The following is a 13,315-nucleotide window of genomic DNA, read 5'->3' on the forward strand; positions in this document are numbered from 1 at the left end:
CTGGCGTCACCAGCAACGAGGACCCCTCCCCGGAACGGCCTGACCTATGCCCAAACATTCATGGAAAGTGAGCCGACTCACTCGGTGTGCAGCGGAATGTCCTAGAACGTACCCTGAATAGCCGTATGTCCAAGCGGGGAGATCACGCCGTACGACCCGCCGGCAGCAGGTGGCCCGTGCGGCCGTCCCTCACACCGCTCCTCCGCCCCCTCCGCCCCCTCCGCCCGGAGGTATCGAGATGACCACCAGACGGCGTGCCGTCACCGCCACCGCCCTGGGCTGCGGAGCGGCCCTGCTCGCCGGGGCCGCCTGTACGGCCGCCGCGGCGGCCGGTGATCCCGACGGTGAGGGCGACCTCGCGGGAAAATCGGCCCAGCAGATCTCCGACGACGCCCTGCACCAGCTCGTCTCCGCGAAATCCCTGCGCCTGCGCACCGAGACCACCGCCGATCCCACCAAGCTCGACATCACCCTCGACAAGGCCGGCAACTGCGCCGGCGCGATCAGCAAGGGCGAGCTCGGCCGCGTCGAGATCATCAAGCGCGGCAACCAGGTGTGGATGAAACCGGACGCGGCGTTCTGGAAGAGCCAGCTGCCCGGCGAGGAGGGCGCCCGGGCGGCCGCCAAGTACCGCAACACGTTCCTGCACGGCACCGCCGACCACGACGCCTTCCTCCAGAACCTCGCCACCGCCTGCGACCTCACCGCCTTCCAGAAGTCCGCCGCCGGCCCCGACGAGCCGCCCCCGTCCGGCGAGCCCACCCCCACCCCCACCGCCAAGCTCACCAAGGGCCACCCCACGACCCACGAGGGCGCCCCCGTTCTCCCCGTCGTCAAACACACCGACGGCGTCACCGAGACCCTCTACGTGGCCATCAAGGGCACCCACTACCCCCTCAAGCTCACCGCCGAGGCCGACGACCAGAAGAGCACCGTCCTCCTGAGCAACTACGGCACCCCGGTCCCCGACAAGACCCCCGCCCCCGGCGAAACGGTCGACATCTCGGCCCTGGAGGACCTGCTACAGGGGACGCACACCGCGTGAGGGGCATGAACGGCGCGAGTGGCATATGCCGCTACAGCGCGTAACCGGCTCGGATGCCTATCGTTGAACCGTGCGGCTGCCCGTGCGACGTGGCAGCGGGGAGGAGCGGCACGATGACCATCAGCCTTGAGCGGACCGAAACGATCACGATCGACGGGATGGAGATGGCCGAGCAAGAAGAGCCGACCTTGGACGAGCTGTTCGAGCGGCTGGAGAACTCCGTCCCCGAGGGCTACAAGTTCGAGATCGTCGGGGGAACCATCTTCATGTCGCCGCAGCGTGCCGCCCATTGGGAAACCATCCTGGACATCGTCGAGCAACTGCGGACCCGCTATCCGAGGAAGCGCGTGATGTCCGACGTGCGTGTCGACTTCCCGGGCAAGCTGAACGGGTTCGCCTCCGACGTGCTCGCGATCGCCGAGGACTCGGCCAAGGACGTGAACGGCCGCTGGCACTACCGGGACATCGAGTTCGTCGCCGAGGTCGTTTCCGCGAGTACCGCGGGGAACGACTACGGCGCGAAGAAGAAGGCATACGCCGAGGCCGGCATCCCGGTCTATGTGATCGCCGACCCCTACATCGGCCGCTGCCGCGTCTTCACCCAGCCGCAGGACGGCGAGTACAAGTGCGACCTCCCGGTGCCGTACGGCGAGCCGATCGACCTCACCGGCACCGTCGTGGGCCTCACCCTCGCCACCGACGAATTCCCCCGCCAGGGATCCGCGGCGCGCGAGACGTCCCCGACGGAGTGAGAATGCAGACATGGTGCAGACAGCGGCGAAAGCAGTGCTTGAGGGCGGCCCCGCGGACCTGCCCGCGCGGATCGTGCCGGCCGATCCGCACGGCAGCGAGCTGAAGATCCCTTTCCGCGGCGGCTACGAACACTTCCGGCCCACCACCCGCCAGCAGCACACCTCCGAGGGCGCGCTGCCGGTCTACGAGTGGTGGGAGCGCACCGAGATCGCCGAGTAGGCGGGGCCGGCGAGCAGGCGGGGGCGGGCGCACCGTCAGCGTCGCGGGGCGAACGCCTGGAGGGCGATCCGCTGGGTCTCCTGCTGGAGCGGCCAGTCGGCCTCGGTGCCCAGGACGAGGACGGCGAACTGCCGGCCGTCATCCGTGGTGAAGGCACAGTCGACGACCTTGACGCGGGTACCGAGCCGTTCGCTGTCATAGGCGTAGACCAGCTGTGCGGCGTCCGTGCCGGGCGCCGGGCCGTCGAACGCGCCGAGGCTGAGCTCCTCGTATCCCGGGTTGCCCGCCAGCCCCTTCGACGCCTGTTCCAGTGCCGCGCGCGGGCCGATGTCCGGTTCGGTGATCTCGAAGATCTGCATCAGTCCGCGGTCGTCCGGCGCGGTGTAGAACACGCCGGTCTTGCGCTCGCTGCGCTGCCAGCTGTCCGGCACCGCGGTGGTGAAGCCCTTGGCGTCGTGGACGAGGCGGTAGCCGGCGGGCACGGAAGGAGAGGAGACCGCGTCCGTGGGCGGCGTGCTGTCGGTGCTGGGCGCGGTGGTGGCGGTAGCGGTGGGGGTGTGCGGGGCGGAGGCCCGGGTGCGGGCGGCAGGCGGTGCGTCGCCGTCCCGGCCCCACATCAGATAGGCCCCACCGGCACCGGCACCGATGGCCGCCACGGCCGCCCCGGCGATCAGGGCGACGGTGGTACGGCGGCGAGGCCCGGAGCCGGGAACGGGACCGGGAGCGGGGGCGTCTCCCGGACGGGCCCCGGGGTCGGGTAACCAGCCGGAGGGCGGCTGCGGTGGTGAGGCGGGGGGCGGTGGTTCGCCCACGCTCGGGGCGAAGGACGGCCGCGGCGGCATCGGCCCGGTGTACGCCGCCGGGGCCGGCGTGCCGTCCTCCCAGCTCTGGGTCTCGTCGTTCCAGCGGGCCGGCCCGCCACGTTTCATCGTCACCCTCCCACCAGGGCCGCGACCGCCTGGGTCACCGCGGCCCCGGACGCCAGCAGCCCGACCACCGCGCCGGCGTCGGTCAGCGCCGCGCGCAGCCGCGCCAGCCGCCCGGCCCCGGCCGCCCCGGTGTCGCTGATGTCCCCTTCGGTCCCGGCGAGTTCCTCGTCCAGGGCGGTCACCTCGGGGCTCTGCACCGCCCGGGCCAGATCGCCCCGCAACTCCCTGACCGCACGCAGCAGTTCCTCCTGCGCCGGGTCGGCGGCCGGTGCGCCGCCGCCTTCGTTCTGCGTCACGGTGTTGTGGTCGCCGATGGCGAAGGCGCCCCGGACGCTGCCGATGTGGATGCCGTTGCCGCGCGCGTCAGCCGTTGCCACTCTTCTTCCTTCCCTTCGGGGCGGTGCCACCGGTGGTCGTGTTCTGGGTGATCGTGTTGTGGTCGCCGATGCCGACGGCCCCCTGGGCGGACTCCACGTAGACGCCGCCCTCGGCGACGTGCACGATGCGCTGCTCGAACTCGTCGGTCTGGTAACCGGCCTCGCGCAGCGCGGTGGTCACCCCGGCCGTCACCCGCTGCTGCACGGTCTTCAGATACCGCGCCACATCCATGTCCTGGAACAGCGACGCCTCGCCGTACGACCCCAGTTCGCGCACGGAGACGCCCGGGCCCTCCGGGAGCGCCGCGCCGTGCCCGGCCGTGGCCAGCCGCCACGCCGAGAGCAGTCCGCGCCCCAGGGTGAGCAGCGCGTTACCGGCCGAGCGCGGCGTCTGGGCCAGCGCCCAGACCGCCTTGCCGAAGTGGTGGTGGTGCCGGTACTGGTGGGCGAGCCGGTCGGCGTCCTGGAAGAGCTGCCGCAGCGGCCACAGCACGTGCGGCGCGACCTCCAGCATCAGCATCCCGCCCTGGGTGTGGACCCGGACGAAGACCGTGGTGACGATGCCCTCGTTCCAGCCGCCGACCCGGATCCGCAGGAAGTGCCGCCGGGTCTCGCCGCCCTCCTCGACGGCAGCGGCCCGGTGCTGCTCGAACGCCTGCGGCCCGTACGGTGCCGCGGCCCGGTCGGGCAGTCCCTCGACCGGCAGGAAGACGCACTCGTCGATCTCCAGGGCGCGCAGCCGGTCGCGGACCGCGGCCGCCGCCTGCGGTGATCCGTGCGGCGACGGCACCCGCAGCGCCTCCACCAGCGGCACGATCCGGGCCAGGATCGCGCTGTTGTCCAGCGGCTCGGTCTCCCGGTCCGGGTGCGGGACCAGCTCCACCGACAGCGACCAGGTCTTGTACGGGTAGCCGGCGCCGCAGAACGGGTTGGCCGCCCGGTACATCACCAGCGGCCCGTGCTGCTCGATCCGCACCCGGTCCCGCAACCGCCGGAACCGCAAGCCCTCGGCCCGCTCCGCCGGATCGGACATCACGTCGGGGAACCGCTCCTTGGACAGTTCCCGGGCCAGCGAACGGGCGAACTGCCCCTGTTGCAGCCCGACCAGCACGGCCAGTGCGAACGGCAGCAACAACGTCACCCAGAACGCCACGGCCACGATGGCCGAGGAAACGCCGTAGCCGCCGCTGTCGTACGAAAAACCGGACGAGGAGCCGTCATAGCCGCTGCCGTCGCTCCCGCCGCTGTCCGACTGGAAGAGGGAGATCAGGTCCGGGATCAGCCGGGTGGGCAGCGGCACCCAGATGCTGACCGTGAACGCAGCGGCCAGCATCCCCACCATGAAGAAGAGTAGGGAGAGGCGCCCGTACCACCGCAGCACGAAGGACGCCGAGCGGGCCAGCCACTGCGGCAGGGGCGCTCGGCGCACCCAACGGCCCAGCCCCATGAGGATGACGGGGAGGAGGTAGAACGTCACCATCCCGCCGGACAGCGGTATCGCCACGATCCACAATCCGAGGATCGCCGCCGCCCAGCCCAGCTCCAGGCGCCGGGCCCGCAGCGCGTGGGCGAGCACCCGGGCCGCGTCGATGCCCAGCGACGGCGCGGCCAACCGCTCTTCGTGGACGTAGAGTTCGTCGATCACCGCGTCCCGGAACCCCTCGTCCAGGTACGTCCCGGCGCACAGCAACCGGGTGGCCTCACTGGCACCGGGCGGGACGGGTTCGAGCGGGGCGGGCTTCGTCAGCTGCGCGGGTACGTTCATCCGGACCATCGGCCTCCCCCATAAAGCCTCACGGAAGCCGCAGCATAGGCCAGGGAAGCACTCCGTGTCAGGGAGTTAACGCAAGGTCACGACAGGGTCATTTTCTTGACGGCAGTCACAAAGGACGACCAGTCCCCCACCGGGAAGAACAGCACGGGCCCGTCAGCGTTCTTGCTGTCCCGGACGGGGACGACGTCGGGGATACCGGGGGCTACTTCGATGCAGTCCCCGCCGTTGTTTCCGCTGTAGCTGCTCTTGATCCAGATCGCCGCGCTCAGGTCGTGGCTGTTCATGCTGCTCGTACCCCTTCATCACGTCGCTGATCAGAGCGGCGGAGTCACGGGCTGACAGAACGTCCGCCCTCAGCACATCGTAAGCCTGGCTGTGCCGCCTGAAGAGCGCCGGATCGTCGCTGAAATGGCCGCGGTCCAACGACTCCGAGTACACCCACCGATGTCCGTCGGGAAGCTCGATCAGCGACATGGAGCCGTTGGGGCGCACGACGTCCGGTCGGTCCGTTGGGACCACCTGGATACGGATGTTGGGGCGCCGGCCAGCCTCCAGCAGGTGCGCACATTGGTCCCGCATGACGGCCGCGCTTCCCACCATGTTGCGCAGACAACTCTCGTCCAGCAGAGCCACATACAGCGGGCCGCCATCAGCCAGGAAGCGCTGCTGTCGGCTCAATCGGGCGCGAACGCGCTCCTCGACCTCGGGCCCGCTCAGGACCTGCGAGAACAGCGCCGTCGCATAATCAGGCGTCTGCAAAAGGCCCGGGACGACCCGCTCTTGATACGCACGCAGGGCTACGGTCATCGCATCCATCTGGGCCCTGCGCTCGAACCAGTCCGGATGCTGCACCTCCGGATACCAGTCGATCCGCTCCCACAATCGCCGCAACACCCCACCCGTGGCGAGCAGTTCGTCGCACGTATCGGCGAACGTGTCGTGCGGTACGCGCTCGCCCGCCTCAACGCGTGCGACATGCGAGCGGTCGCACGGGATCTTGCGGGCCAATGCCTCCTGGGTGAGGCCCGCCCCCTCCCGGTGGTGCTTCAGCACCTCGCCGAACACGGCGGCCGTCGTGGCCGCCACTCCCCCCGTGCCATTGCGCCGCCTCACGGCACCCCCTTGTGACAGTTGCTCACTGACACGCGCTCGGCGTTGTCATCACCCAACCCGCTGAGCAACGATGAACACACCCAGAGTAACGAACGGCGAACCCCCGCGACGTTGGCAGACGTCCGGGGGCGTGGCCTTCAACCCAGAGAGATTGATGACATGCACCACGTTATCCGGCTCTTCGAGCCCCTGCTACGGCTGTTACTGCCCGGGAGCGGGCGTCACCGGCCCGCGGAGGCGCCGCCGGTGGCACCACCACCCGTCGTTCCGCCCCGATGGGTGCCCGTACGGCACACGGAGCTGCTGCGGGGTGAGGACTCCGCCCTCGTGCGGCCGTATCTGATCGCGCACGAGCGGCGACAGTACGCGCGCCGCATGCCGGAGGTGGTGTGGTGAGTGGCGGCGCCGGTCACCCCGTTCAACTGCCGGACTTGTGGCGGGACCCCGCGCCCGCCGCCGGGTGCGATGTGTGTGAGGCGCTGGCGCGGCAGCGGGTGGCGGCGTATGCGGTGGGGGACCGGTCGAAGGTGTCGGACTGCAATGTCGAGATCCGGCGGCATCCTCACCGGGCGTGAGAAGCCGCCAACGGGGCGAGCCCGCACCGCCGTTGAGGCAGTGCGGGCTCGCCGCGGAAGCGGGGTGGCTCAGATGAGGCCGAGACCGCGGACCGCCTCGCGCTCCTCCGTCAGCTCCTTGACGGAGGCGTCGATGCGGGTGCGGGAGAACTCGTTGATGTCCAGGCCCTGGACGATCTCGTACGTGCCGTCCTTGGTGGTGACCGGGAAGGAGGAGATCAGGCCCTCCGGGACGCCGTAGGAGCCGTCCGACGGGATGCCCATCGAGGTCCAGTCGCCCTCGGCGGTGCCGTTGACCCAGGTGTGGACGTGGTCGATGGCGGCGTTCGCGGCGGAGGCGGCCGACGAGGCACCGCGGGCCTCGATGATCGCGGCGCCGCGCTTGGCGACGGTCGGGATGAAGGTCTCGGCCAGCCACTTCTCGTCGTTGACGGTCTCGGCGGCGTTCTTGCCGGCGACCGTGGCGTGGAAGATGTCGGGGTACTGGGTGGCGGAGTGGTTGCCCCAGATCGTCAGGCGCTTGATCTCGGAGACCGGGGTGCCGGTCTTCTGCGCGAGCTGGGAGATGGCCCGGTTGTGGTCCAGGCGGGTCATCGCGGTGAAGCGCTCGCGCGGTACGTCCGGCGCGGCGGCCTGGGCGATCAGCGCGTTGGTGTTGGCGGGGTTGCCGACGACCAGGACCTTGATGTCGTCCGCGGCGTGGTCGTTGATGGCCTTGCCCTGGGGCTTGAAGATGCCGCCGTTGGCCTCCAGGAGGTCACCGCGCTCCATGCCCTTGGTGCGGGGGCGGGCGCCGACCAGCAGGGCGACGTTCGCACCGTCGAAGGCCACGTTCGGGTCGTCGGAGATGTCGATGCCCTGGAGGAGCGGGAAGGCGCAGTCGTCCAGTTCCATGGCGGTGCCCTCGGCGGCCTTCAGGCCCTGCGGGATCTCCAGGAGGCGCAGCTTGACCGGCACGTCCGCGCCGAGCAGATGACCGGAAGCGATGCGGAAGAGGAGGGCGTAACCGATCTGGCCGGCGGCGCCGGTGACGGTGACATTGACGGGAGTGCGGGTCATGGCGATCTCCTGCGCGGTGTTTTCCGGGGGCAAGCCCCTGGACCACCAGGGGTGGCGGTGGGTGTCCCTGCCCAGCTATCGAGGTCTCTTGGTATCGAGAGACCCGGCCGTCAGGCTATCGGACCCCTGCCCGGTGCCGGTGACGGGTCGGTGTGGCACGCCTCACCGGGTGTACCGGGGCGCCCGGACGGTGGCCCGCCCGTCCTCCGACCGGCCCGCACGGATCGTGGCGGCGGCCGCCCGCTCAAGGAGGGGGGAGGCGGGCGGCCGCCGGGTTTTGCCACACCCGTGGGGGGATAACCGGCGCCTGCCCCGGATAACCGGGTGCATGCCCCCCTTTTTTCACCGAACGCCCGGTGGCCGTCGATTCCCGGCCAGCGGGGTGCCCCGCGCCGCCGCGGCCGACCCCGGCGTCCGGGGGCCGACCGTCAGCGTCCGGGAGCCAGCAGGAGCACGGCGGCGAGGGCCATCAGCAGGGCGCCCAGCGCGCCGACCGCCAGCATCAGCGCCCGCAGGCGACGGGCCCGCCGGCCGTCGAGCGCACCGGGCCCGGCCGACGGCTCCGGGGCGACCGCCGCCGCCCGGCCCGGCCCGCCGGCGTCCGCGTCCCGTTCCGCCCTCCACTCCTGCCTCCTGCCCTCCCCCCAGTCCTCGTCCCGGGCCGGCAGCTGCGCGACCTGGGTACGGACCGCGCCCGGCGCCGCCGCGGCCTCCCGTACGGCCCACGCGGGGGCGGCCCGTATCGCCTCCCTCGGTACGTCGTGCCGCAGCTCGGCCCGGCTCCAGGCGCGTTCGGCCGGTTCCCACCGCATGACGAGGTGTCCCGGGTCGGTGCCGGTCGCCTCGGCGAGCGCGACGACGGCGCGGCGCGGTGGCAGCAGCCGCCCGTCCAGATAGCGCTCCCACGACGTCTTGCTGTAACCGGTGCGGTCCGCGACGGCGGCCACACTCAGCCGGCTGCGGTCCACCAGACCCCTCAGCCGTTCCGTGAACTCCCTTACCGCCGGGTCGAGTTCTCCCGGCAGTGCCTTCCAGCGAGGCATGGCTCCCCCTGTTCGCCCACTCACGCGCCGTACCGCGGCGCGACTCCCCCGGACCCGCCCTATTCACCCCCAGGAGGGACACCGCCATCCAGTGGAACGTCCCTTTCCCGCTGGGCGCACGGGAGCATTCGGGCAGTCGTCGTGCCTTCGCCGTGCCTCCCGGACGCGCCCCGCACCGCCGTCCGCACCCGCGCCTCCGGCGGTCCGCGGCAACCGGCGGTCCGCGGCACCGGCGGTCCGCTCAGTGCGTGAAGCACTCGCGGGGGCCGCCGCCCGCGGGGTAGAGGCAGAGCCGGACGCCCCGCGGGCCGCGGGCCGCCGCCATCGGCGTGACGAGGTAGCCCTCGGCGTCGAACCGGTCCCTGACCCGCACCGACCGCGGCAGCGACCCCGGTGCGGTGACCTCGATGCGGTCCCCGATCCGGCCGCCGCGGAGCCGTCCCCATGCGGCCGCGCACGCCGTGCCGTACCGCACCTGGACGTGCCTCCCGTGGGCGGTGGTGGCCTCGATGACCGTGTCCACCATGCCCTCGCCGCCGCAGAACATCGACTGCGGGTCCTTGCCGTCGCAGGACCGCCCGCGGCAGCCGGTCACCGCCGAGGCGCTGGGCGCGGCGCTCGCGGCCGGGCCACCGCGGGCCTCCCCCGCCCGCTCCCCCGCCAGGAACGTCACCGCCACGACCAGCGCCACCACCCCGGCACCGACCCCGGCCACCACGGCCACCACCCGTCGGTGCCTCCAGCGGGGTGGCGGCTGCTGCGGCAGTTGCGGAGGGTGCGGCGGCGCGGGGTGAGCCTCGGCCGCGGCCTCCGCCCGGGCCGCCGCGGGCGCCGCCCGTCCGCTCCAGGCCGCGTCCGCCAGTTCCCACAGCGCCAGCAGCCGCCCGGCCGGCTCGCCCGCCAGCCGGCACAGCGCCTCCACGGCGTCCCGCGGCGGCAGCTTCTTGCCGTTGAGATAGCGCTCCCAGGAGGACTTGCTGTACGGGGTGCGGGCCGCGAGCGCGGCCAGGCTCAGCCCCGTACGGCCGCGCAACTCCCGCATTCCCGCGGCCAGTCGGGAGCTCTCGACGCCCTCGACGCCCTCGCACAGCTCGCTGCCGGGGCCGCTCACCGGCGCAGCACCTTCCAGGTGTCGGGGCCCACGATCCCGTCCGTGGGCAGCCCGGCGGCGGCCTGTAACCGCTTGACGGCGCGCATGGTGTGCTCCCCGACGATGCCGTCCACCGGGCCCGGGTCGTAACCCCGGTGGTTCAGCAGGCACTGCGCCTCGACCACCTCCCAGCCGGTCGCGCCGCTGGCCAGGATCGCCGTGGTGCTGCGGCTGCGGTCGGCGGTCAACACGCCCGCGGCGCGCCGCACATGGCAGCGGAAGGTCTCCCCCACGCGGTGGCTGAACGCCGGTGTGGCGGCGGTGGTCCGGCCGGCCGCCGCCGTGCCGTTCCCGCGTCCGCCGCCACCGTCGTCCTGCCAGGGCCGGACGGCCAGCAGCACCACCGCGGCGACCGCGACCACCACCAGCCCGCCGAGCAGCGCGAGCGGCCCGCGCCGCAGCCACGGACGGCCGGGCACCGCAACGGGCGCGGGGGCGGCGGACGTTGAGGGGACGGGTGCCGGGGTGGCGGGGGCGTCCTTTGCGGGCGCGGCGGGGGCGTCCTCCGCGGGCGCCGCGGGTGTGTCCTCCGTGGGCGCGGCGGCCCCGGCCCGTTCCGCGGCCGCCGGGGAGCGGGACTGCCCCGCCGGCTCCGAAGGCCCGGCAGGCCCGGCCCCCGCCCGTTCCGCGCCCCACGCCTGCGCCGCGACCTCGTGCAGCGCCAGCAGCCGGGTCGCGTCGGCGCCGCAGACCCGCGCCAGCGCCACCACGGCCTCCCGCGGCGGGAGCTTCTTGCCGTTGAGGTAGCGCTCCCACGACGACTTGCTGTACGCGGTCTTGGCGGCGAGCGAGGCCAGGCTCAGCCCGCTGTGGTCCTTCAGTCTCCGCAGCTGTACGACGAGCTGCCGCACCCGATGGTCGAGCGTGTCGGGCAGCCCTTTCCAACGCGACATGTTCCACCCCATACGCGTCTGCTTTTCCCCCGAGGCCAGCAGCCCCCTACGCACCGATGATGGCCCGGATGCACCCTCCGGTTGCCCTTTTTACGGTTTCCGCACGGTATCCGGACATCCGTACCGCTGCCTTCCCCTCGCCCCGCCGTCCCACCGCGGCGTCCGCGGACCCGGCGTCCCCGCAGGTCAGCGGCTGGGACGTCCCAGAGGGTCCCCATCGGTCCGGAGTCTGTGGCGGCCGTGCGGCGGGGGGCGCACAGTCGGTGACGCACCACGGCGGCGCGGTCCACCCCGCGCCGCCTCCTGACCACCTACGGGGAGGAACCCGATCATGAACGCTCGCAAGCGCCTCGCCCTCACCGCGGCCGCCGCGGCCGTCACCGGAGGGCTCGCGCTGGCCCCGGCCGTCAGCGCCAGCGCCGCCCCCGCCCCCGCGAAGCAGGGCTCGGCCACCGTCCTGCGGGCACCGAGCAACTGTCCCCGCGGTTACCTGTGCGTCTACCCGCAGGCCAACTACAAGGGGACCCCGAAGAAGGTCGCGGGCAACAACCGCGACCTGCGGCGCTACGGCGGCGCCTTCAACTACCCGCTGTCGGCGTACAACAACGGCACCCGCTGCAACGTGACGGTCTGGGAGAAGCCCAACTTCCGCGGCCACCACGCCAAGCTCAACCGCGGCACCGGCTGGAAGTTCATCGGCGCCAACCTCATGACCCTCTACTCGAACAAGTGGTGCTGAGGCCCTGAAGCACACGGCGGCGGCCCGTCCTTTCCGGGGGAGAGGACGGGCCGCCGTCGTGCCGTGCGTCGCGGCGCCGCGTCAGCGCACGGTGAAGTGCACGATGTCGTCCAGGAACGGGACGTGGATCCACGGCTTGGGCTGCACCATCATCGACAGCACCACGATCACGAAGCCGAGCACGCCGTACGTGGCCAGGTCCGTGAAGCGGGAGCGCACCGCGAGCATGCCCACCGACGGCAGTGCCCAGCGCAGCGCGGCGCCGGCCAGCAGGGACAGTCCGACGACCAGGCTGCCGATGCGGAACGCGTCGAGCGCGACCAGCAGCAGCCCGAGGGCGACCCCGCCCATGACCGTGAGCAGCGGCCACTGCCGGGCGGGCGCGGAGTGCTCGCCGGAGGCGGCCCGTCCGCCGCCCTCAGGGCGGGCCGTGTCACGGGTCAGCGTCGGGAAGCGGCGAGAGCGCTGCGGCTCGGAGGCGCCGTCCGAATGCGCTTCGGCTGGCATGGCTGGCAGTCCCTTCGGTTCCTGGTCCGGCGGTCCGCCCGGCCGTCCGCGGCCGGGCCTGACATCTTCGAGGGTACGGGCAACGGGCGGCTCAGCCGGCCGCGCGCTCGGCCGCCTCGACGACGTTGACCAGCAGCTGGGCGCGGGTCATCGGGCCGACGCCGCCGGGGTTGGGGGCGACCCAGCCGGCCACCTCGGCCACGCCGGGGTGCACATCGCCGACGATCTTGCCCTGCTCGTCCCGGCTGACGCCGACGTCCAGGACGGCCGCGCCGGGCTTGACGTCCTCCGGCTTGATGATGTGCGGCACACCGGCGGCCGCGACGATGATGTCGGCCTGCTTCAGGTGCGCGGACAGGTCCTTGGTGCCGGTGTGGCACTGGGTCACGGTGGCGTTCTCGGACTTGCGGGTGAGCACCAGCGGCATCGGGCGGCCGATGGTGATGCCCCGGCCGACCACGACGACGTGGGCGCCCTTGATCTCGACGTCGTGGCGGCGCAGCAGCTGGACGATGCCGAAGGGGGTGCACGGCAGCGGGCCCTCGATGCCGAGCACCAGCCGGCCCAGGCTCATCGGGTGCAGTCCGTCGGCGTCCTTGGCCGGGTCCATCAGCTCCAGGACGCGGTGGGCGTCGATGCCCTTGGGGAGCGGGAGTTGGACGATGTAGCCGGTGCAGGCCGGGTCCTCGTTCAGCTCCCGGACGACCGCCTCGATCTCCTCCTGGGTGGCGGTCTCCGGCAGTTCGCGCTGGATCGAGGCGATGCCGACCTGTGCGCAGTCGCGGTGCTTGCCGTTGACGTACCAGCGGCTGCCGGGGTCGTCGCCGACCAGGAGGGTGCCCAGGCCGGGCTGGACGCCCTTGGCCTTCAGGGCCTCGACGCGGGCGGCGAGCTCGGACTTGATAGCGGCTGCGGTGGCCTTGCCATCCAGAATCTGGGCAGTCATGTCTCCATACTCCCGGATGAGGGCGGTCACGTTCCAATCAGGGCGTGCGCGGCGCCCGCGGGCCCGGTGGCGCGCCGGCCGGATCCGGGGCCCATCTGCCCCTGCATTTTCCGGACATGATATGGCCGGAAGTGATCATTGCACTTGGACAACGGCTCCGCTATCTGACTGGACAGAGTCAACGCCCACCTAG

16 protein-coding genes are annotated in these 13,315 nt (G+C 72.3%); 5 read left to right on the plus strand and 11 right to left on the minus strand.

Going from position 1 to position 13,315, the window contains the following annotated elements; genetic code table 11:
- Nucleotides 1-238 precede the first annotated feature (238 nt).
- From ACZ7MX_RS07110 to ACZ7MX_RS07120, 3 genes are all read left to right on the plus strand, one after another.
- Nucleotides 239-1,045, plus strand: coding sequence for a hypothetical protein (locus tag ACZ7MX_RS07110; protein ID WP_472130068.1), 807 nt, complete (start codon nt 239-241; stop codon nt 1,043-1,045).
- 113 nt (nt 1,046-1,158) lie between these two features.
- Entirely contained in the window at nt 1,159-1,797 is a 639-nt protein-coding gene (locus tag ACZ7MX_RS07115; protein WP_472130070.1) for a Uma2 family endonuclease, read from the plus strand.
- A gap of 10 nt (nt 1,798-1,807) precedes the next feature.
- Complete coding sequence (locus tag ACZ7MX_RS07120) at nt 1,808-2,017, plus strand: DUF5988 family protein (RefSeq protein ID WP_472130072.1); 210 nt, start codon at nt 1,808-1,810, stop codon at nt 2,015-2,017.
- A gap of 35 nt (nt 2,018-2,052) precedes the next feature.
- Here ACZ7MX_RS07120 and ACZ7MX_RS07125 read toward each other — a convergent pair whose 3' ends face one another.
- From ACZ7MX_RS07125 to ACZ7MX_RS07145, 5 genes are all read right to left on the minus strand, one after another.
- Nucleotides 2,053-2,946: a hypothetical protein gene (locus ACZ7MX_RS07125; protein ID WP_472130074.1), complete on the minus strand. Its 894-nt coding sequence runs from the start codon at nt 2,944-2,946 to the stop codon at nt 2,053-2,055.
- A 2-nt stretch (nt 2,947-2,948) separates the two neighbouring features.
- The gene (locus tag ACZ7MX_RS07130; RefSeq protein ID WP_472130076.1) at nt 2,949-3,323 is read right to left on the minus strand and encodes a hypothetical protein; all 375 of its coding nucleotides are present in this window, start codon (nt 3,321-3,323) and stop codon (nt 2,949-2,951) included.
- Nucleotides 3,310-5,097, minus strand: a complete 1,788-nt coding sequence (locus ACZ7MX_RS07135) for a hypothetical protein (RefSeq protein ID WP_472130078.1) — start codon at nt 5,095-5,097, stop codon at nt 3,310-3,312. Before ACZ7MX_RS07135 ends, ACZ7MX_RS07130 begins: the two co-directional genes overlap by 14 nt.
- Before the next feature lie 77 nt (nt 5,098-5,174).
- Nucleotides 5,175-5,309 carry a DUF397 domain-containing protein gene (locus tag ACZ7MX_RS07140; RefSeq protein WP_472130603.1) on the minus strand — a complete coding sequence of 45 codons (135 nt, stop codon included), beginning with the start codon at nt 5,307-5,309 and terminating at the stop codon, nt 5,175-5,177.
- On the minus strand, nt 5,251-6,162 hold the full coding sequence (locus ACZ7MX_RS07145; RefSeq protein WP_472130605.1) for a helix-turn-helix domain-containing protein: 912 nt from the start codon (nt 6,160-6,162) through the stop codon (nt 5,251-5,253). The genes ACZ7MX_RS07140 and ACZ7MX_RS07145 overlap by 59 nt, the downstream gene beginning before the upstream one ends.
- A gap of 207 nt (nt 6,163-6,369) precedes the next feature.
- On the opposite strand from ACZ7MX_RS07145, the gene ACZ7MX_RS07150 reads away from it, so the two are divergent.
- Nucleotides 6,370-6,606, plus strand: a complete 237-nt coding sequence (locus ACZ7MX_RS07150) for a hypothetical protein (protein WP_472130080.1) — start codon at nt 6,370-6,372, stop codon at nt 6,604-6,606.
- 248 nt (nt 6,607-6,854) lie between these two features.
- On the opposite strand, the gene ACZ7MX_RS07155 is transcribed toward ACZ7MX_RS07150, so the two are convergent.
- The 4 genes from ACZ7MX_RS07155 to ACZ7MX_RS07170 form a co-directional block, all read right to left on the minus strand.
- The gene (locus ACZ7MX_RS07155) at nt 6,855-7,844 is read right to left on the minus strand and encodes a malate dehydrogenase (RefSeq protein WP_472130081.1); all 990 of its coding nucleotides are present in this window, start codon (nt 7,842-7,844) and stop codon (nt 6,855-6,857) included.
- Between the two features lie 428 nt (nt 7,845-8,272).
- Complete coding sequence (locus ACZ7MX_RS07160) at nt 8,273-8,887, minus strand: helix-turn-helix domain-containing protein (protein WP_472130082.1); 615 nt, start codon at nt 8,885-8,887, stop codon at nt 8,273-8,275.
- Nucleotides 8,888-9,128: 241 nt separating this feature from the next.
- Entirely contained in the window at nt 9,129-9,998 is an 870-nt protein-coding gene (locus ACZ7MX_RS07165) for a helix-turn-helix domain-containing protein (RefSeq protein ID WP_472130084.1), read from the minus strand.
- Entirely contained in the window at nt 9,995-10,930 is a 936-nt protein-coding gene (locus ACZ7MX_RS07170) for a peptidoglycan-binding protein (protein ID WP_472130086.1), read from the minus strand. Before ACZ7MX_RS07170 ends, ACZ7MX_RS07165 begins: the two co-directional genes overlap by 4 nt.
- 331 nt (nt 10,931-11,261) lie before the next feature.
- Between ACZ7MX_RS07170 and ACZ7MX_RS07175 the strand changes: the two genes are divergently transcribed.
- The gene (locus ACZ7MX_RS07175; RefSeq protein WP_472130088.1) at nt 11,262-11,669 is read left to right on the plus strand and encodes a peptidase inhibitor family I36 protein; all 408 of its coding nucleotides are present in this window, start codon (nt 11,262-11,264) and stop codon (nt 11,667-11,669) included.
- Nucleotides 11,670-11,750: 81 nt separating this feature from the next.
- On the opposite strand, the gene ACZ7MX_RS07180 is transcribed toward ACZ7MX_RS07175, so the two are convergent.
- Nucleotides 11,751-12,176 (minus strand): DUF3017 domain-containing protein, encoded by a 426-nt coding sequence (locus tag ACZ7MX_RS07180; RefSeq protein ID WP_472130090.1) that lies wholly within the window; start codon nt 12,174-12,176, stop codon nt 11,751-11,753.
- 91 nt (nt 12,177-12,267) lie between these two features.
- Nucleotides 12,268-13,122 carry a bifunctional methylenetetrahydrofolate dehydrogenase/methenyltetrahydrofolate cyclohydrolase gene (locus ACZ7MX_RS07185; RefSeq protein ID WP_472130092.1) on the minus strand — a complete coding sequence of 285 codons (855 nt, stop codon included), beginning with the start codon at nt 13,120-13,122 and terminating at the stop codon, nt 12,268-12,270.
- Nucleotides 13,123-13,315: the final 193 nt, after the last annotated feature.

This window comes from Streptomyces sp. NPDC107765 (assembly GCF_055657085.1).